Origin of the sequence: Cellulosimicrobium sp. SL-1 (assembly GCF_011033075.1) — a bacterium.
Lineage (GTDB): Bacteria > Actinomycetota > Actinomycetes > Actinomycetales > Cellulomonadaceae > Cellulosimicrobium > Cellulosimicrobium funkei.
Genome location: NZ_JAACJC010000001.1, coordinates 419,407 through 438,160, shown reverse-complemented (window position 1 = coordinate 438,160; position 18,754 = coordinate 419,407). Strand labels below are relative to the sequence as shown.

General features: G+C 75.6%; 18 protein-coding genes. 13 read left to right on the top strand and 5 right to left on the bottom strand.

Features of this window, described 5'->3' with window-relative positions:
- Positions 1-51: 51 nt before the first annotated feature.
- The 7 genes from GWJ10_RS01970 to GWJ10_RS01940 all read left to right on the top strand — a co-directional run bounded on the left by GWJ10_RS01970 (position 52) and on the right by GWJ10_RS01940 (position 6,956).
- A complete protein-coding gene (locus tag GWJ10_RS01970) occupies positions 52-561 on the top strand; it encodes a hypothetical protein (protein WP_061267668.1) in 510 nt (169 codons plus the stop codon).
- A complete protein-coding gene (locus GWJ10_RS01965) occupies positions 558-824 on the top strand; it encodes an acyl-CoA carboxylase epsilon subunit (RefSeq protein WP_082774434.1) in 267 nt (88 codons plus the stop codon). Before GWJ10_RS01970 ends, GWJ10_RS01965 begins: the two co-directional genes overlap by 4 nt.
- Positions 821-1,534 carry a hypothetical protein gene (locus GWJ10_RS01960; RefSeq protein WP_163184679.1) on the top strand — a complete coding sequence of 238 codons (714 nt, stop codon included), beginning with the start codon at positions 821-823 and terminating at the stop codon, positions 1,532-1,534. The genes GWJ10_RS01965 and GWJ10_RS01960 overlap by 4 nt, the downstream gene beginning before the upstream one ends.
- 10 nt (positions 1,535-1,544) lie before the next feature.
- A complete protein-coding gene (locus tag GWJ10_RS01955) occupies positions 1,545-3,287 on the top strand; it encodes a DUF885 domain-containing protein (protein ID WP_163184677.1) in 1,743 nt (580 codons plus the stop codon).
- A 72-nt stretch (positions 3,288-3,359) separates the two neighbouring features.
- On the top strand, positions 3,360-4,280 hold the full coding sequence (locus GWJ10_RS01950) for an AEC family transporter (protein ID WP_061267665.1): 921 nt from the start codon (positions 3,360-3,362) through the stop codon (positions 4,278-4,280).
- 35 nt (positions 4,281-4,315) lie between these two features.
- Positions 4,316-4,975 (top strand): nucleoside triphosphate pyrophosphatase, encoded by a 660-nt coding sequence (locus GWJ10_RS01945; protein WP_163184675.1) that lies wholly within the window; start codon positions 4,316-4,318, stop codon positions 4,973-4,975.
- A 181-nt stretch (positions 4,976-5,156) separates the two neighbouring features.
- A complete protein-coding gene (locus GWJ10_RS01940; RefSeq protein ID WP_241005623.1) occupies positions 5,157-6,956 on the top strand; it encodes a biotin carboxylase N-terminal domain-containing protein in 1,800 nt (599 codons plus the stop codon).
- Positions 6,957-7,104: 148 nt separating this feature from the next.
- Here the strand turns inward: GWJ10_RS01940 and GWJ10_RS01935 are convergent, their stop codons facing one another.
- A complete protein-coding gene (locus GWJ10_RS01935; RefSeq protein WP_240696662.1) occupies positions 7,105-8,295 on the bottom strand; it encodes an MFS transporter in 1,191 nt (396 codons plus the stop codon).
- 201 nt (positions 8,296-8,496) lie between these two features.
- Here GWJ10_RS01935 and GWJ10_RS01930 point away from each other — a divergent pair, with 201 nt between their 5' ends.
- The 4 genes from GWJ10_RS01930 to GWJ10_RS01915 all read left to right on the top strand — a co-directional run bounded on the left by GWJ10_RS01930 (position 8,497) and on the right by GWJ10_RS01915 (position 12,289).
- Entirely contained in the window at positions 8,497-9,048 is a 552-nt protein-coding gene (locus GWJ10_RS01930) for an NUDIX hydrolase (protein WP_206158306.1), read from the top strand.
- Between the two features lie 91 nt (positions 9,049-9,139).
- A complete protein-coding gene (locus GWJ10_RS01925; protein WP_163184671.1) occupies positions 9,140-11,152 on the top strand; it encodes an endonuclease/exonuclease/phosphatase family protein in 2,013 nt (670 codons plus the stop codon).
- 80 nt (positions 11,153-11,232) lie between these two features.
- On the top strand, positions 11,233-11,706 hold the full coding sequence (locus tag GWJ10_RS01920; protein WP_061267660.1) for a hypothetical protein: 474 nt from the start codon (positions 11,233-11,235) through the stop codon (positions 11,704-11,706).
- A gap of 1 nt (position 11,707) precedes the next feature.
- Complete coding sequence (locus GWJ10_RS01915) at positions 11,708-12,289, top strand: shikimate kinase (RefSeq protein WP_163184669.1); 582 nt, start codon at positions 11,708-11,710, stop codon at positions 12,287-12,289.
- A gap of 33 nt (positions 12,290-12,322) precedes the next feature.
- On the opposite strand, the gene GWJ10_RS01910 is transcribed toward GWJ10_RS01915, so the two are convergent.
- On the bottom strand, positions 12,323-13,762 hold the full coding sequence (locus tag GWJ10_RS01910; RefSeq protein ID WP_163184858.1) for an NAD(P)H-quinone dehydrogenase: 1,440 nt from the start codon (positions 13,760-13,762) through the stop codon (positions 12,323-12,325).
- Positions 13,763-13,907: 145 nt separating this feature from the next.
- Here GWJ10_RS01910 and GWJ10_RS01905 point away from each other — a divergent pair, with 145 nt between their 5' ends.
- A complete protein-coding gene (locus GWJ10_RS01905; RefSeq protein ID WP_163184667.1) occupies positions 13,908-14,759 on the top strand; it encodes a purine-nucleoside phosphorylase in 852 nt (283 codons plus the stop codon).
- 1 nt (position 14,760) lies between these two features.
- Positions 14,761-16,605 carry a phospho-sugar mutase gene (locus tag GWJ10_RS01900; RefSeq protein WP_163184665.1) on the top strand — a complete coding sequence of 615 codons (1,845 nt, stop codon included), beginning with the start codon at positions 14,761-14,763 and terminating at the stop codon, positions 16,603-16,605.
- 61 nt (positions 16,606-16,666) lie between these two features.
- On the opposite strand, the gene GWJ10_RS01895 is transcribed toward GWJ10_RS01900, so the two are convergent.
- From GWJ10_RS01895 to GWJ10_RS01885, 3 genes are read right to left on the bottom strand one after another with little or no spacing between them, the layout of a single operon-like run.
- Positions 16,667-16,894 (bottom strand): hypothetical protein, encoded by a 228-nt coding sequence (locus tag GWJ10_RS01895; protein ID WP_061267657.1) that lies wholly within the window; start codon positions 16,892-16,894, stop codon positions 16,667-16,669.
- A 4-nt stretch (positions 16,895-16,898) separates the two neighbouring features.
- Positions 16,899-17,624, bottom strand: a complete 726-nt coding sequence (gene deoC / locus GWJ10_RS01890) for a deoxyribose-phosphate aldolase (RefSeq protein ID WP_163184663.1) — start codon at positions 17,622-17,624, stop codon at positions 16,899-16,901.
- The gene (locus GWJ10_RS01885) at positions 17,621-18,751 is read right to left on the bottom strand and encodes an adenosine deaminase (RefSeq protein WP_163184661.1); all 1,131 of its coding nucleotides are present in this window, start codon (positions 18,749-18,751) and stop codon (positions 17,621-17,623) included. Before GWJ10_RS01885 ends, deoC begins: the two co-directional genes overlap by 4 nt.
- Positions 18,752-18,754: the final 3 nt, after the last annotated feature.

The window sequence follows — 18,754 nt, the reverse complement described above, 5'->3', positions numbered from 1 at the left end:
CCGCACGCCCCCGACGACCCGCCGCACGAGCGGCCCGAGAGAAGGACGGTCATGAGCCACGAGGACGCCACGCACGGCCCCGCGCCGCTCGGCGCGGTCGACCCGGCACCGATGCACGCCGTCGTCGACGCGCTCGCCGCGGCGCTGCACGAGTACGTCGGCACCGCCGTGGGGGTGCGCGCCGAGTTCGGGGCGTCGGAGGCGGACGAGGACCCGCGCGTCCTCGCGCTCGAGGCGCGCGTCGGCGCGCTCAACGCCCAGCTCTTCGACGTGCTGCACGAGGCGCTCGGCATCCACCCCGACCTCACGTCGTCCGTGTGGGAGCCGACGGAGGGCGAGGAGGCCGACGACGCGGACGCCGCGCCCGCGGACCTGGAGGACGACACGTTCACCCTGGAGTACGTCGTCGTCTCGCGCCCCGGCGGCCCGGACCTGGACGACGTCGTCGGGCTGCTGGACTCGTGGGGCCACGAGGCGCAGGCGCGCCTCACCGAGGCGGGCTACGACGTCCCGGAGTGGGGCGTGGTCCGCGGCACGGACGAGCACGAGGACGACGCGTGAGCGAGCAGCAGCCGGTGCCCGGTGCCCCGAGCGTCCGCGTCGTGCGCGGCGCCCCCGACGATCTCGAGGTCGCCGCGCTCGTGGCCGGGCTCGCCGCGGCGGCCGCGGCCGGCGACGTGCCCGACGACGTCGCGCCCGTGGACGAGTGGACCAACCGGGCGCGCGTGCTGCGCGGGACGGGCGACGGCGCGACGGCGAAGAGCTTCGGTGGGCGCTCGGGACGGCACAACGCCGACTCCTGGCGCTGGAGCCTGCGCTCGTGACGACGCCCGGCACCTCCCCGCGCGTGCGTCGGCTGCCCGAGCGGGCGGTGCTCGTGGAGCAGGCTCCGACGGCCGACGCCGTCGAGACCGACCCGACGGCGCTGCCGCCCGTCGCGCCCGTCGCGGCGTGGCGACGCTGGGCCTGGGCGGTCGCCTTCGTGCCGACGGTCGCGCTCCTCGTCTACCAGCGCGCGGGCGCGTCGCGCGGCTGGCCCGTGCCGGAGGCGCTCGTCGTCGTCGCGACCTTCGGCCTGCTGCTGACGGCCGTGCTCGCGCTCGTGCGCTACCAGGACGACCGCGCCACGGCGCGCCTCGCGCGCGGTCGCGACGCGCTGCTCGCCGCCCCCGTCCGGGCCACGGGCACGCTCACCGTGCCCGCACCGGCCACCGACGCCCCGCAGCCCGGTGCGCACGACGTGCGCGGGACGCTCGTCGTCACGACGAGCTCGGGCGCGGCGACGGCGCGCCCGGTGCGCGTCGTCGCGCCCACCGGCACGGCGGGCCCGCGCCCGGGTGACCCGGTCGCCGTCTGGCACGCGACCGACGACGAGGACGCGACCGGCGTGCTGCTCGTGCGCTACCACCGTGACTGGGCCGACGACCTGCTCGCCGCGCTGCGCGGGGGACGCCCGGTCGCGGGCGACGGGGCACCTCAGGACGGGCCGAAAGTCCCGGAGGATCCGACGGAGCGCCCGCCCCGCGCCGAGTAGTCTCGTCCGGGTGAGCGACACCACCACCACCACCGCCGGCGCCTCCGCCGGGACCCCCGACCGCACTCCCACGCCGATCGACGCCGTCGCCGAGGCGTACGTCACGCAGGTCGCCGAGCTCGACCCGCTGGCCGCCACCTCGATGGGCCTGTCCGGCTACGACCACCTCGTCACCGACCTGTCCCCCGCCGGGCACGAGGCGCGCGCCGAGGCCGACCGCGCGGTGCTGCGCGAGCTCGACGGCCTCGAGCCGGTCGACGACGTCGACCGCGTCACCCTCGCGGCGATGCGCGAGCGCATCGGCCTGCAGCTCGAGCTGCACGAGGCCGGCGAGCCGCTCGCGAGCCTCAACAACATCGCGTCGCCCGTGCAGGAGCTGCGCGACGTCTTCGACATCATGCCGACGGGCACGGTCGAGGCGTGGGAGAACGTCGCGGCCCGCCTGAACGGCCTTCCCGGCGCGATCGACGGCTACATGGCGTCGCTCGCGGAGGCGGCGTCGCGCGGCAACGTCGCCGCGATCCGCCAGGTGCGGATCGGCGTGGCGCAGTCACGCGAGCTCGCCGACCCGCAGGGCTCCTTCTTCACGACGTTCGTCTCGGGCCCCGAGGCCGACGCCGTCCTCGACGACTCCGCCGCGTGCTCGCTCGTGCGCAAGGAGCTCGAGCACGGCGCCGCCGCCGCGCGCGAGGCGTACGGCCGGCTCGCGGACTTCCTCGAGACGACCCTCGCCCCGCAGGCCCGCACCGAGGACGCCGTCGGCCGCGAGCGCTACGCCCTCTTCTCGCGCACGTTCCTCGGCGCCGAGGTCGACCTCGACGAGACGTACGCGTGGGGTCTGGAGGAGCTCGCGCGCGTCGTCGCGGAGCAGGAGGAGATCGCGCGCCGCATCGCCGGCCCCGGCGCGAGCGTCGAGGACGCGGTCGCGGCGCTGGACGCCGACCCGAGCCGCAAGCTGCTCGGCACGGACGCGCTCAAGGCCTGGATGCAGGAGACCTCGGACGCCGCGGTCACCGCGCTGAACGGCGTCCACTTCGACATCCCGGCGCCGGTGCTCGACCTCGAGTGCATGATCGCGCCGACGCAGACCGGCGGGATCTACTACACCCCGCCGAGCGACGACTTCTGCCGCCCGGGCCGCATGTGGTGGTCCGTGCCCGCGGACGTCACCGAGTTCAACACGTGGCGCGAGAAGACGACCGTCTACCACGAGGGCGTCCCCGGCCACCACCTGCAGTGCGGCCAGGCCGTGTACGCGCGCGCGACGCTCAACACGTGGCGCCGCCTCGCGTGCTGGGTCTCGGGCCACGGCGAGGGCTGGGCCCTGTACGCGGAGCGCCTCATGGCGGACCTCGGGTTCCTCGACGACGACGGCGACCGCCTCGGCATGCTCGACGCGCAGCGCATGCGTGCCGCGCGCGTCGTGCTCGACATCGGCGTGCACCTCGGGCTCCCCGCCCCGCAGGAGTGGGGCGGTGGCACGTGGGACGCCGACAAGGCGCTCGCGTTCCTGCGCGCGAACGTCAACATGCCCGACTCGTTCGTGCGGTTCGAGCTCGACCGCTACCTCGGCTGGCCGGGGCAGGCGCCGTCGTACAAGGTCGGGCAGCGCCTGTGGGAGGCCACGCGCGACGACGCGCGCGCCGCGGCGCAGTCCCGCGGCGAGCAGTTCGACGCGAAGGCGTTCCACGAGCGTGCGCTCAACCTCGGCTCCGTGGGCCTCGACGTGCTGCGCGACGCGCTCTCGTCGTGACCCCCGCGCACGGCCGGCCCGGGACGGCGGCGCGCCGTCCCGGGCCGGTGGGCGCCCGGGTGCTCTGAGCCCATGGGCGCCGTCCTCACCGGCTTCGCGGTCATCGCCGTCGTCGTGGCCGCCGGGTACGTCACCGCACGTCTCGACGTCGGGGGCCCCGACGCACGGACCGCGCTCAACCGCGTCGGATTCTTCGTCGCGAGCCCGGCGCTGCTGTTCACCGTCCTCGCCCGGGCCGACGTCGGCGCGCTGTTCCATGCGCCCCTCGCGGTGGCCGCGACCTCCGCCGTCGTCACGGCCGGCGTCTTCGTGGCCGTCGATCGGCTCTGGCTGCGGCTGCCAGCCCCGGAGGCGACGGTCGGCGTCGTCGGCTCGGGATACGTGAACGCGAACAACATCGGCCTGCCCGTCGCGGTCTACGTGCTGGGCGACGCGACGGCCGTCGTGCCGGTGCTCCTGCTCCAGCTCCTCGTGCTCGCGCCGCTCACGCTGCTCGTGCTCGACGCGACGACGACCGGACGGACGTCGTGGCGGCTCGTGCTCGCCCAGCCCGTGCGCAACCCGATCATCCTCGGGTCGCTCGCGGGCGCCGTCGTCTCCGTGAGCGGCTGGACGCCGCCGGTCGCGGTCATGGCCCCGCTCGACATCCTCGGCGGCGCCGCGATCCCCATGATCCTGCTCGCGTTCGGCATGTCGCTGCACGGCACGCGCCCGCTCCGGCGCGGCGAGCCGCGCGCGGCCGTCGGCGTCGCGAGCGCCGCGAAGCTCGTCGTGATGCCGGTGGTCGCGTTCGTCGTCGCCCGGCTCGTGCTCGGGCTCGACGACGCGGCCGTCGCCTCGGCGGTCACGCTCGCCGCACTGCCCACCGCGCAGAACGTCTACAACTACGCGGCACGGTTCGGGCGCGGCGAGATCCTCGCGCGCGACACGATCCTCGTCACGACGGTCGGCTCGCCCGTCGTGCTCCTCGCTGCCGCGCTGCTCCTGGCGTAGCCGGGGCCGCGAGCCGCGCCGGGTAGTCTGCGCGGGTGCTCCGACTGCTCCTCGCCTCCCGCTCCCCCGCCCGCCTCGCGACGCTCCGTGCGGCCGGCGTCGACCCGCTGGTGCGCGTGTCCGGGGTCGACGAGGACGCCGTGCTGCGCGACGCCGCCGCGGAACGTGGCGGGCTCGCGCCCGTCGACGCCGTGCTCGTGCTCGCGCGCGCCAAGGCGGAGGAGGTCGTGCGCACGCTCGACGCGACCGCCCCAGGGACGCCGGAGGACGACGCCGCGCTGCTCGTCGGGTGCGACTCGATGCTCGAGCTCGACGGCGAGGTGCTCGGCAAGCCCGCCGACGCGGACGACGCGCGCGCCCGCTGGCGCGCCATGCGCGGCCGTGCCGGCGTCCTGCAGACCGGGCACTGGCTCGTGGACCTGCGCCCGGCCGACGCCGGGGGCACGGGCGACGCCGTCGGCGCGACGAGCTCGACCGTCGTGCACTTCGCCGACCTCGCCGACGACGAGATCGACGCCTACGTCGCCACCGGCGAGCCGCTCCACGTGGCCGGCGCCTTCACGGTCGACGGCCTCGGCGGCCCGTACGTCGAGCGGATCGAGGGCGACCACCACGGCGTCGTCGGGATCAGCCTGCCGCTCGTGCGGTCGCTCCTGCGCGAGGTCGGCGTGGCCTGGCACGCGTTGCGCGCCTGACGCGCTGCGCGGCGCCCGTTGTCGAGGCCGGACAACGCCGCGCACCTCACGGAGCCCAGGGACGGGCCGCTATGGAGGTTTCCGACAACCGCCCTCGGCGCGGCTTGGTTTGTTCTCCAATCTTGTCCGGTACCGCGCGCAGGAGCGTGAACCGCGCCGTGCGCACGCGTTACCGTGAGCCGTGCCCGCGAACCCCACCCGCCCCCTGAGCAAGGTCCTCGTCGCCAACCGTGGCGAGATCGCCGTCCGGATCGTGCGCGCGTGCGCCGACGCCGGCATCGCGTCCGTCGCGGTCTACGCCGACCCCGACCGCCAGGCCCTGCACGTGCACCTCGCCGACGAGGCGTTCGCGCTCGGCGGCACGCGCGCGGCCGAGACCTACCTCGACATCGCGAAGCTGCTCGACGTCGCGCGCCGCTCCGGCGCCGACGCCGTGCACCCCGGGTACGGCTTCCTCGCCGAGAACGCCGAGTTCGCGCAGGCCGTGCTCGACGCCGGGCTCGTCTGGATCGGCCCGCCGCCCGCCGCGATCGACGCGCTCGGCGACAAGGTGAGCGCCCGCCACATCGCGCACCGTGCGGGCGCCCCCCTCGTGCCCGGCACGCCCGACCCGGTCGCCGACGCGAGCGAGGTCCACGCGTTCGCGGCCGAGCACGGGCTGCCCATCGCGATCAAGGCAGCGTTCGGCGGCGGGGGCCGCGGCCTCAAGGTCGCGCGCACCACCGACGAGATCGACGAGCTCTACGAGTCCGCCGTCCGCGAGGCGACCGCGGCGTTCGGGCGCGGCGAGTGCTTCGTCGAGCGGTACCTCGACACCCCCCGGCACGTCGAGACCCAGTGCCTCGCCGACGAGCACGGCACGGTCGTCGTCGTCTCCACGCGCGACTGCTCCCTCCAGCGTCGCCACCAGAAGCTCGTCGAGGAGGCTCCCGCGCCGTTCCTCAGCGCCGCGCAGGAGGCCGAGCTGTACAAGGCGTCCGAGGCGATCCTCCGGGAGGCCGGGTACGTGGGCGCCGGGACGTGCGAGTTCCTCGTGGGCGCCGACGGCACCATCTCCTTCCTCGAGGTCAACACCCGCCTACAGGTCGAGCACCCCGTCTCCGAGGAGGTCACCGGCATCGACCTCGTGCGCGAGCAGCTGCGCATCGCCGCCGGGGAGCCGCTCGGGTACACCTCCACGCAGGTGCGCGGCCACTCGATCGAGTTCCGCATCAACGGCGAGGACCCGGCGGCCAACTTCCTCCCCGCCCCGGGGCGCATCACGCGCCTGCGCTTCCCGTCCGGGCCGGGCGTGCGCGTCGACTCCGGCGTCGTCGAGGGCGACACGATCTCCGGCGCGTTCGACTCGATGATCGCCAAGCTCGTCGTCACCGGCGCCACGCGTGAGCAGGCCGTCCAGCGCGCCCGCCGCGCCCTGCGCGAGCTCGAGGTCGAGGGCATCCCGACCGTCGTCCCGTTCCACCGAGCCGTGCTCGACGCCGAGGCGTTCGTCCCCACCGACGACGAGCCGTTCCGCGTGCACACCCGGTGGATCGAGACCGAGTTCGCCGACCGGCTCGCCACGCTCGCACCGGCCCCGGCGGCGCCCGTGGACGAGGACGACGAGCCGCTCGCCACCGAGCGCGTCGTCGTCGAGGTCGGCGGCAAGCGGCTCGAGGTCGTGCTCCCCGCGGGGCTCGGCATGGCCGCCGGGCGCGCCCGCACCGCCAACGCCGCCCGACGCCCCGCGCGCCGCAGCGCCGCGAAGTCCAACGGCGGCGGGTCCGGCACGACGCTCGCCTCGCCCATGCAGGGCACGATCGTCAAGGTCGCCGTGGCCGACGGCACCCAGGTCGCCGAGGGCGACCTCGTCGTCGTGCTCGAGGCGATGAAGATGGAGCAGCCCCTCCTCGCCCACCGCGCCGGCACCGTCCGTTCGCTCTCGGCGACCGCGGGCGCGAGCGTCAGCTCGGGCACCGCCATCTGCGAGATCGTCGACTGACCTGCGCGTCCCGCCCCGGCACCTTGTCGGGGTGGACGCGGTCGTCCCGAGATCGGCACCTCCGACCGAGCTCGGCACCCGAGGTCGAGTTCGGTAGCACCGACTGCCGATCCTGACCGCGGGTGCCGAGCTCGCCGTCTGCCTGCTGTCAGCCGGGCTGGGCGGCGGCGCGCATCGCCCGCCGTCCCGAGGGCAGCGCGACGGCGACGGTCACGACGACGAACATGAGGACCCCGGAGACGACGAGCAACGACTCGACGGAGAAGCGGTCCGCGAGCGGGCCGAACACGACCATGCCGAGCGGCATCGAGACCGCCATGACGATGCCGACGAACCCGAAGACCCGGCCCTGGCGCTCCGGCTCGACGGTCTCCTGGAGCACGGTCATCGACGTCGTGGAGAAGGGCGGCACGGAGAGCCCGAGCAGGAACATGAAGACGAAGAACACCCACATGTTCGTCGAGACGCCCATCGCGACCGACAGCAGGCCGAAGACGAACGTCGAGCCGACGATCATCGCGATCCGGTTCTTGAGGCCGCCCCACGTCGCGAGCAGCACGCCCCCGAGGAGCATCCCGACGGAGAACGCGACCTCGTTGACGGTGAGCTTCCAGACCTCCTCGCCGAAGGTGCGCGCGACCATGAGCGGCGTGAGGTACGACGGCGCGACGATGAGCAGGAACACGACGGCGTAGAGGCCCAGCACCCACCGGACGAACGGGTGCGACCCGAGGTAGCGGAACCCTTCGACGAGGTCGTCGAAGTACCCGGCGCGCTCACCCGCGGCGGCGCGCGCGAGGGTCGGGACGGGCACGAGCAGGAGGAGCCCGATCCCGATCGCGGCGGTGACGACGTCGACGAAGAACACGGCGACCAGGGACAGGCTCGCGTACAGGGCCGCAGCGACCGCGGGGGCGAGGAGCATCATCGCGGACTGGATCGACTGGTTGATGCCGTTGACCCGCAGGAGCCTGCTCGTGGGCACGATCTGCGGGAGCAGCGCCGCGACGGCCGGGGTCTGGACGCCGGCGCCCGTCGAGCGGACGGCCAGCGCGGCGTAGATGAGCCAGAGGTCGTCGGCCCCGCCCAGCATGAGGAGCGCGAGCGCGAGCGTCGTCACGGCGATCGTGGCGTCGGCGGCGATCACGAGCACCTTGCGGTTCACCCGGTCCGCCCACACGCCGCCGAAGATGGAGACGACGGCCTGCGGCAGGAACCCGAACAGCGTGCTCAGCGCGAGCACCGAGCCGGACTTGGTCTCGATCGTCAGGTGCCACATGACGGCGTACTGGACGAGCATCGAGCCGAACAGGGAGACCGTCTGCCCCGAGAGGAACACCGCGGTGTCCCGGCGCCACCGGGGCCGGGCGAGCGTGTCGTCCTCGGCGGGACGGTCGACGGCGTCCGCGGGCGCGGCGTCGGTGTTCTCGTACGGCGTATGGCTCACCCGGACATCGTGCCGGGCGCCACCCGCACGGTCCACGGAATTCGCCGACGGCGCACCGCCGCGCGCGGCGGGGCACGGCACCGGGCTGGCAGCATGGGGCTCGTGACGATCCCGACCGCCCCCCGCGACCCCGACGAGCCGCCGACCCGGCTCCCCCGCCACCTCCAGCCGGGCGACGGCTGGGTCGAGTGCGCGTGCGGACGTCGGCACTGGGGGCTGTTCGGGGCGGCCGGGCTGCTGCTCGCCCGGCGCGACGGCACCGGGCGGCCGACCGACGTCGTGCTCCAGCACCGGGCCCCGTGGTCCGACCAGGGCGGGACGTGGGGCGTGCCGGGGGGCGCCGTCGGGCCGGACGAGACCGCCGCGCAGGGAGCCCTGCGCGAGGCGGAGGAGGAGGCAGGGATCGACCCCGCGGCCGTGCGCGTCGTGGGCGAGCGCGTGCTCGACCACGGCCCGTGGCGGTACACGACGGTCCTCGCCGAGGTCGTGGACGGCACGCCGGTCGAGCCGCGTGCGACCGACGCCGAGAGCATCGAGGTCCGGTGGGTCCCCGTCGACGACGTCGCGGGCCTCGACCTCCTCCCGGCCTTCGCGGACGCCTGGCCGGGGCTGCGTGCCCTGCTCGAGGGCCCGTCCGAGGACTGAGGGCCCGGGCGGCGTCCCGAGCACCGACGCCGCCCGCCCGCACGCCGGCCGTCCTGTGCCGCGCGCGCCCATGGCGGTAGCGTCACACCTCGTGAACCCCGCGCCGGCCCCCGTCGTCCCGCGCGACCGCGCCGACCTCGCCCTCCTGCTCCTCGTCGTCACGGTCACGGCGACCGTGGTCGAGCTCGTGCGGTCGAGCGGCCCGCTGCTCGACCACGCGTTCTCCGCGGGGGTCGTCACCGTGGCCCTGACGGCCCTCGCGACGTACGCGGCGCCGGGGCTGCTCGTCGCGATGATCGCCGCGCGGCTCGAGCTCACCGGCCGCGTCGTGCTGCTCGCCGTCTCCGCGCTCGTCGTGGCGCGGCTCGTGCTCCAGGGGCTCGGCACGGCGATCGCCTCGGGCGCGGACCTCGGGCTCGTCCGGTACGGCGTGGGCCTGGCGACCGTCGCGCTCGGGATCGGCGTGCTCGTCCTCGTGGCGGGGTTCGTGAGCGGCGCCCGCCCCGGCGCGGCCGACGGCCTCGCGCGGGGCCGCCTCGTGGCCCTGGGCGTCGTGCTCGGCGCGCTCCTCGCCGCGGCGCTGAGCGCGGCCCTGGGCACGTGGGACGCCTACTGGCGGGCCGACGTCGGCGCGTGGGTCGTGACGGCCGCCATCACGGGGGCGGCGCTCGCCTGCGCGTGGGTGCTGCGCCGGCGCGACGCCCTGCCGGGGTCGCGCGGGCTGTGGGTGCTCGGCCCGTTCGTCGCGCTCGCCGTGCAGGTGCTGGCCAACCCGGCGTTCGCGGCGGCGCAGACGGGCGTCTCGCTCCCGTTCGCGGTCACCGGGCTCGCCGTCGCCGCGCTGCTCACGGCCTGGGCCGTCCCGCGACCCGCGCGGTCCCGGCCCGGTGTGTGGCTCCCGCCCGCGGTGCTCGTGGTGGGCGTCGCCGTCGTCCTGCTCGCGGTCCCCCGGGTCGACGGGCCGGGAGCGTGGGGCTGGGTGCTCCTCGCCCTGCTCGTGCTGCTGGTCCCGGTCGCGGGGCGCACGCTCGCCCTCGCGCTGACCCGCCCGGCGCTGCCGCTCACGTGGCTCCGGCTCGCCGGCGCCGCGAGCGCCGCGGGTCTCGGCGTCGCCGTCCCGCTGCTGGGCTACCAGCTCGAGTACGACGTGCCGCTGCCGTTCCCTCACACCCTGCTGCCCGTCGCGGCCGCGCTCGCGGTGGCCGTCCCCGCCGTGGTCGCGGGGAGGCGTGCGCACCGCGCCGCGCCGACCCCGGACGACGAGCGGCCCGCCCCTCGGGAGCGCGGGCCGCTCGCGCTCGCCCTCGGGGGCGCGGTCGCGCTGCTCGCGCTCGTCGGCGTCTCCCAGGTCCACGTGCCGACGACGACGTCCGCCGTCGCCGACTACCCGGTGGGCGACCTCCGGCTGCTGGACTGGAACCTGCACTACGGCGTGAGCGCCGACCCGTCGGTCCGGCTCGACGCGATGGCGGCGACGATCACGGAGTCCGGGGCCGACGTCGTGACGCTCCAGGAGGTGTCCCGCGGCTGGGTGCTCGGCGGCGGTGCCGACATGGCGACGTACCTCGCGCGCGCGACCGGCATGCGGGTCGTCTTCGCGCCCGCGGCCGACCGCCAGTTCGGCAACGCGATCCTCTGGGACCCGCTGCGGGGCGACCTCACCGACGTCGTGCGCCACGCCCTCCCCTACGGCGCCGGTCCCCAGGAGCGCTCGGCCGTCTCCGCGACGGTCGACGCCGCGGGCGTCCCGGTGCGCGTCACGTCGGTGCACGTGCAGCACCGCGAGGAGAACACCCCGACCCGGCTCGACCAGCTCGACGCGCTCCTCGCCGCGGAGCCGGTCGGGGACGCGTACGTCCTGGCGGGCGACCTCAACGCGGAACCCGGCTGGGACGAGATCGCCCTCCTCGAGGACGCCGGTCTCGAGAGCGGGCAGGACGTCGCGGGCGACCCCACGGCGCTCACGTCGCCCGCCGTGGCCCCGGCGCACCGGATCGACTGGGTCCTCGGCTCCCCCGCGGTGACGTTCCGGTCGGTCGAGGTCCTCGACGTCACGGCGTCCGACCACCGCCCGCTGCTCGCCGAGCTCCGCGCGCAGGACTGAGACCGTCCCGGCCACCTCGGCCCGGGATCCCGGCGCCCGCGGCCCGACCCGGGCGCGGGGCGGCGGGTTAGGGTCGACGGGTGCGCATCGAGCTGACCGTGACCGAGGCCGTCGAGATCGCCCGCGCGACGGGCGGCCTGCCGCCGTACGTGCGGTCGGTCGCGAGCGAGGGCGACGACGTGCGGGTCGTCGTCGACCTGCGCGAGGTGCCCGACCCGCCGTCGGCCCTCCGGCTCGCGGCCCGGCTCGTCCCGGTCGTCCGCGCGACACTGCGGGTGGAGTCCGTCGTCGCGGGCACGGCGGTGCTCGCGGTCGAGGCGAGCGCGGCCGGCCTGCCCGCCCACAAGCTCCTCGGCTTCGTCGAGGCGCCGCTGCAGGGCGCCCTGCGCTCGCACGGCCTGCCGCCCGAGGCCGTGCGCGTGCTGCCCGAGGCGCGCGTCGCGGTCGACGTGCAGGCGCTCCTGGGCGGCGTGCTCGAGCACACGTTCCCCGGCTTCCAGCTCACCGAGCTCGCCTGGGCCGACGGGAGCCTGCGTCTCGACGGACGGCTCTGACGTGCCGGACGCTCGTCCCCCGGCGCCCGTCCTCGTCCTGCTCGGTCCCGCGGCGACCGGCAAGTCGACGCTCGGCGCGCTCGTCGCGCAGCGGCTCGGGGTGCCGTTCGTCGACCTCGACGCCGTGGCCGACCGCTACTACCCGGAGGTCGGCTGGAGCGTCGAGCGGCTCGTCGAGCGCGTCGGCGTCGTGGGCCGCGTGGCGGCCGAGCGCGAGTGGGAGCCGGCCCGCGCGCATGCGACGGAGCGCGCGGTCGCGGAGCACCCGGGCTCGGTGCTGGCGCTCGGCGCGGGGCACGCGTCGTACACCGACCCCGTGCAGCTCGCCCGCGTCCGCGCCGCGCTCGCGTCCGTCCCCCACGTCGTCCTCGTGCTGCCGAGCACCGACCGCGAGCACGCGCTCGGCGTGCTGCGCGCCCGTTCCCTCGCCGCCAAGGGCACCGACTGGCGACCCGCGGGGCACGACTTCCTCGCCGAGTGGTTCGACGACCCGGGCACGCGGAGCCTCGCGCACCGCACGCTCGTCACGGGCACCGAGGACCCCGCCGCGAGCGCCCGTCGGCTGGTCGCCGCGCTCGGCTGAGGCGCTCCGCCCGCCGGGACCGCCTGCGGGTGCTCAGTCCTCCCGGTGGTGCAGCATGCGCGCCACCTCGGCGATCGAGCCGCTGAGCGACGGGTAGACGGTGAAGGCCGACGCGACGTCGTCGACCGTGAGGCGGTGCGAGACCGCGAGCGTGATGGGGAACACGAGCTCGCTCGCGCGCGGCGCGACGACCACGCCGCCCAGCACGACCCCCGCCTCCGGGTGGGCGAACAGCTTGACGAAGCCGTCGCGCATCCCGAGCATCTTGGCGCGCGGGTTGCGCGCGAGCGGCAGGACCGTCGTGACGTACTTGCTGCTCTGCGCCTTGAGCTGCTCCTCGCTGTACCCGACGGTCGCGATCTCGGGCGCCGTGAAGATGTTCGCCGCGACGGTGCGCAGCTTGATCGGCACGACGGCGTCGCCGAGCGCGTGCGACATGGCGACGCGGCCCTGCATCGCCGCGACGGACGCGAGGGGCAGCACGCCGGTGCAGTCGCCCGCGGCGTAGATCCCGCGCACCGACGTGCGCGACACCTTGTCGACCTCGACGTGCCCGCTGGGCGTGAGCCGGACCCCGGCCTCCTCGAGGCCGATGCCGCTCGTCGAGGGGATCGCGCCGACGGCGATGAGCACGTGCGAGCCCTCGACGACGCGGCCGTCGGAGAGCGTGACGCGCACGCCGTCCTCGGTGCGCTCGGCGGACTCGGCGCGCGAGCGGGACATGACCGTCATGCCGCGCGAGCGGAACACGCCCTCGAGCAGCTCGGCGGCGTCGGCGTCCTCGCCGGGGAGCACGCGGTCACGGCTCGACACGAGCACGACGTCCGAGCCCAGCGCGTTGTACGCGCCCGCGAACTCGGCGCCGGTGACGCCCGACCCCACGACGACGAGCCGCTCCGGGAGCTCGGAGAGGTTGTAGAGCTGCGTCCACGTGAGGATGCGCTCGCCGTCGGGCTGCGCGGTCGGGAGCACGCGTGGCGTCGCGCCGAGCGCGAGCAGGATGACGTCCGCGTCGAGCGCGAGCGGGCCGTCGGTGCCGTCGGGCGCGTCGACCACGACGCGCTCGGGGCCGTCGAGCCGGCCCTCGCCGATGACGACGCGCACGCCCTCGCGCTCGAGCCGCGCGTGGATGTCGGCGGACTGCGCCGCCGCGAGCGCCATGACGCGCGTGTTCACGGCCTCGAGGTCGACGATGTGCCGCCGCATCGCGGGGTGCTGCGCCTTGGCCGTGTCGACGGGGAGGCGGATGCCGAGCTCGGCGGCGCGCTCGGCGATCGTCATCCAGTCGGCGGTGGCGATGAGCGTCTTCGAGGGGACGACGTCCGTCAGGACGGCCGCGCCGCCGAGCCCGTGGCGCTCGACGACGGTGACGTCGGCGCCGAGACGACGGGCGACGAGGGCGGCCTCGTAGCCGCCGGGCCCACCCCCCACGACGACGATGCGGGTGCTGTCCGGGGCGGTCGAGGAGTCCATGCTCACGTGCGTCACGCCGGACATTCTGTCAGGCCGTCGCGTCCCTCGGTGTCAGCATGCGAGACGTCCCGGCAGGTCCGGCGTGCCGCGCGGGGCGGCGGTGCTCGTCAGGTCGCGGGCCCGGGGACGGACTAGCCTTGCGACCATGACGACGACGCCTCCGAGCACACCCCCGCTCGACGATCCCGCGACCGACCCCTTCCTCGTGGCCCGGGCCGCGGCCGACCACATCGCGCAGGCCACCGGGGTCGACGGCCACGACATGGCCCTCGTGCTCGGGTCGGGCTGGGGCGGCGCCGCGGAGCTGCTCGGCGAGGTCGTCGCCGAGGTCCCGACGCACGAGATCCCCGGCTTCTCCGCACCCGCGGTCGCGGGGCACCTCTCGGTGACACGGTCCATCCGGGTCGAGCGCGCCGACGGCTCCGTGCGGCACGCCCTCGTGCTCGGCTCGCGCACGCACCTGTACGAGGGCAAGGGAGTGCGCGCCGTCGTGCACGGCGTGCGCACGGCCGCCGCGACCGGCGCGGAGACGCTCATCCTCACGAACGGCTGCGGCGGGCTCAACCAGGAGTGGGGCGCGGGCACGCCCGTCCTCCTCTCCGACCACATCAACCTCACGGCCCGCAGCCCGCTGGAGGGGCCGACGTTCGTCGACCTCACCGACGTGTACTCCCCGCGCCTGCGCGAGCTCGCGCACCGTGTCGACCCGACGCTGCCCGAGGGCGTGTACGCCCAGTTCCCCGGGCCGCACTACGAGACGCCCGCCGAGGTCCGGATGGCCGGGATCCTCGGCGCCGACCTCGTCGGCATGTCCACGACGCTCGAGGCCATCGCGGCCCGGCACTGCGGCCTGGAGGTGCTCGGCGTCTCGCTCGTGACGAACCTCGCCGCCGGGATCAGCCCGACGCCGCTCTCCCACGCCGAGGTGATCGAGGCCGGCCAGGCCGCGGGACCCCGGATCAGCGCCCTCCTGGCCGACATCGCGAAGCTGGTGTGACATGACGGACCGCACTGCGGGGCACCGGGCCGACCCGGCCGACGACCCGACCTTCGACCCGGGGACCGACCACGCGGCGTTCCTCGCGCGCGTCACGGCGTGGATCGACGACGACGTCGACGCGAGCGACCAGGACGAGCTGCGCCGTCTGCTCGAGCTCGTCGACTCCCCCGACCCGCGCAAGCACGACGTGCGCGTGCGGGCGCTCGCCGACCTGCAGGACCGGTTCTCCGGCCCGCTCGAGTTCGGCACGGCGGGCCTGCGCGGGCGCATGGAGGCGGGGCCGCACCGCATGAACCGCGCGGTCGTGATCCGGGCGGCCGCGGGCCTGGGCGCCTACCTGCTCGACACCCTGGGCCCGGCGGGCGCGGGCGGCGCGGCGCGACCGCGCGTCGTCGTCGGGTTCGACGCGCGGCACCGCTCCCGCACGTTCGCGGTGGACAACGCGGCCGTGCTCACCGCGGCGGGCCTCGACGTGCTCGTCCTGCCGTCGGCCCTGCCGACGCCCGTCCTCGCCTTCGCGGTGCGCCACCTCGGCGCCGACGCGGGTGTCATGGTGACCGCGAGCCACAACCCGCCTGCCGACAACGGGTACAAGGTCTACCTCGGCGGCCGCGTCGTCACCGACTCGGGCCAGGGCGCCCAGATCGTCCCGCCCTACGACGCGCGCATCGCCGCCGCGATAGCGGCCGTCGGGCCGGCGCGGTCCGTCCCGCGCGCGTCGTCCGGGTGGACCGTGCTGGACCGCGAGGTCGTCGTCGCCTACGAGCGGTCGGTCCTCGCGCTGTCCGACGGCGCACGGCGCGACCTCAAGGTCGTCACCACGGCGCTGCACGGCGTGGGCGGCGAGACGGTCGCGCACGTCCTGCGCGACGCGGGCTTCACGACGGTCGTGCCGGTCGAGGAGCAGCTCGACCCGAACCCCGACTTCCCGTCCGTCGCGTTCCCCAACCCGGAGGAGCCGGGCGCGATGGACCTCGCGCTCGCCGTCGCGCAGGACGCGGCGGCCGACGTCGTGCTCGCCAACGACCCCGACGCCGACCGGTGCGCCGTCGCGGTGCTCGACCCGCGCGTCGGGACCTACCAGGGCGCGGAGACGGCCCGGTCGAACGGCTGGCGCATGCTGCACGGCGACGAGGTCGGCGCGCTCCTGGGCGACGACGTCGCGCGCCGCGTCGCCGCGTCGGGCGCCCCGGGAGGCGTGCTCGCCTGCTCGATCGTGTCGTCGCGGCTGCTGGGCAAGATCGCGGCCGCGCACGGGCTCGGCTTCGCGACGACGCTCACCGGGTTCAAGTGGATCTCGCGCGTCGACGGCCTCGTGTTCGGCTACGAGGAGGCGCTCGGCTACTGCGTCGACCCGGCCCACGTCCGGGACAAGGACGGCATCAGCGCGGCGCTGCTCGTCGCGCAGCTCGCGAACCGCCTCAAGGCCGAGGGGCGCTCGATCGTCGACGCGCTCGACGACCTGGCGCGCGCCCACGGCCTGCACGTGAGCGACCAGCTCTCCGCCCGGTTCGAGGACCTCGACCGCATCGGCGAGACGATGGCCCACCTGCGGGCCGCTCCCCCGCGCACCCTCGCGGGGGCCGGCGTCTCCGACGTCACCGACCTCTCCGCGGGCCTGGACGGGCTCCCGCCGACGGACGGCGTGCGGATCCTCACCGCGGACGGCACGCGCGTCATCGTGCGCCCGAGCGGCACGGAGCCGAAGGTCAAGTGCTACCTCGAGGTCGTGGTCCCGGTCGCCCCGGACGCCTCGCACGACGACCTCACCGCGGCCCGGGCCTTCGCCCGTGACCGCCTCGACCGCGTCAAGGCCGACATGACGCGCGCGCTCGGCCTCTGAGCCACCACGAGCCGGGGTCCCCGGTCGCCGGAACGTTCCGGTGACCGGGGACCCCGGCTCGTCAGGCCTGCGCGACGGCGGCGAGGAACGCGTCCAGCGGTACCCGCTCCTCGCCGTCGGGCGGGAGGACCCCGGCGATCACGGCGACGCGCTCCGCCCGGAAGAGCTCGACGTCCACGACGTCTCCGGGGATCTCGGTCCAGCCGTCGCCCGAGGCCGACCATGCGGCCACCCGCGCGCGGGTGGCCGGTCCCGCCTCCGCCAGGAACAGGTCGAGGAGACGTGCCACGGCGTCAGTAGCCCGCGTCCCCGCCGGCGGGGGCGTCCGCGCCGTCGAACCCCGCGAGGACGGCGGCGGTGCCGGACAGCCCGAGGCGCGTGGCGCCGTGCTCGATCATCGCGAGGGCGTCGGCGAGCGTGCGGACGCCGCCGGACGCCTTGACGCCCAGGCGACCGCCGACGGTCTCGGCCATGATCGAGACGGCGTGCGTGGAGGCACCGCCCGCGGGGTGGAACCCGGTCGAGGTCTTGACGAAGTCCGCGCCAGCCGCCTCGGACGCGCGGCACGCCTCGACGATCTCGTGGTCCGTGAGCGCGGCGGACTCGATGATGACCTTGAGGACCCTGTCCGCAGGGACGGCGGCGCGGACGGCCGCGACGTCGTCGCGCACCGCGTCCCAGGCGCCGGCCTTGGCCGCGCCGACGTCGATGACCATGTCGACCTCGTCGGCGCCGTCGCGGACGGACCGGGCGGCCTCGAACGCCTTGACGTCGCTGTGGTGCTTGCCCGACGGGAAGCCGCACACCGTCGCGACGAGCAGCCCGCGCTCGCGCGTGGTCGCCGGGTCCAGGGGCAGCATCGACGGGGAGACGCACACGGAGTAGACGCCCAGGCGGACGCCCTCCTCGACGAGCGCCGCGACGTCCGCGGGGGTGGCCTCGGGCTTGAGCAGCGTGTGGTCGACGAAGCGGGCCAGGCCCGCCGCGTCCAGGGGCTGCGTGCCGGTCGCGTCGCTCACAGCTGCGCTCCTTCGATCTGCTGGTAGCCGGGGAGGATCACGTCGTCGACGAGCGCACGACGCTCGTCGTGGTGCACGAACGCGCTCCACGCGGCGGTCATCGTGACGTCCGCGAGGTCGTCGATGGTCCAGCCGGCGTGCTCGACGAGGAGCGCCATCTCCTGGGTCATCGTCGTGCGCGACATGAGCCGGTTGTCGGTGTTGAGCGTGACCGCGAAGTCGAGCTCCTTGAGGCGGGTGATCGGGTGGTCGGCGATCGACGTCGCCGCCCCGGTCTGCACGTTCGACGACGGGCACAGCTCGAGCGGGATCTGGTGGTCGCGCACCCAGTGCGCGAGGAGGCCGAGCGCGGCCGTCCCGGGCTCGCCCTCGGCGCTGTGCGGGAACTCCGGGTCGAACGCGATGTCCTCGACGATGCGCACGCCGTGGCCGATGCGGCTCGCCTGGCCGAGGTGCACGGCCTCGGCGATCGACTGCGGTCCCGCCGCCTCGCCCGCGTGGATCGTCACGGGGAAGTCCTGCTCGGCCAGGTAGCGCCAGATCTCGACGTGGCGCGAGGGCGGGAAGCCGTCCTCCGCGCCCGCGATGTCGAACCCGACGACGCCGTTCCCGCGGTTCGCGACGGCGAGCTCCGCGATCTCCGACCAGCGGTCGGCGTGCCGCATCGCGGTGACGAGCTGCCCGACGCGGATGGTCCGCCCCTCGGCGGCCGCCTCGGCGACGCCCTGCTCGATGCCGGACTGCACGGCGTCGACCGTCTCCTGGAGGGTGAGGCCGCGCTGGAGGTGCTGCTCGGGCGCCCAGCGCTGCTCGGCGTACACGACGCCGTCGCGCGCGAGGTCGAGCACCGCCTCGCGCGCCACGCGGGCGAGGGCGTCGCGCGTCTGCATGACGGCGATCGTGTGGTCGAACGTCTCGAGGTAGCGCACGAGCGACCCGGAGTCCGCGGACTCCGCGAACCAGGCGCCGAGCGCCTCGGCGTCGTCCGCGGGGAGCTGGTGCCCCACGTCGGCGGCGAGCTCGAGGATCGTGGCGGGGCGGAGCCCGCCGTCAAGATGGTCGTGCAGCACGACCTTGGGCAGCGCGCGGATGACGTCGACCGTCAGCGGGGCGTTCTCGGTGGTCATGCG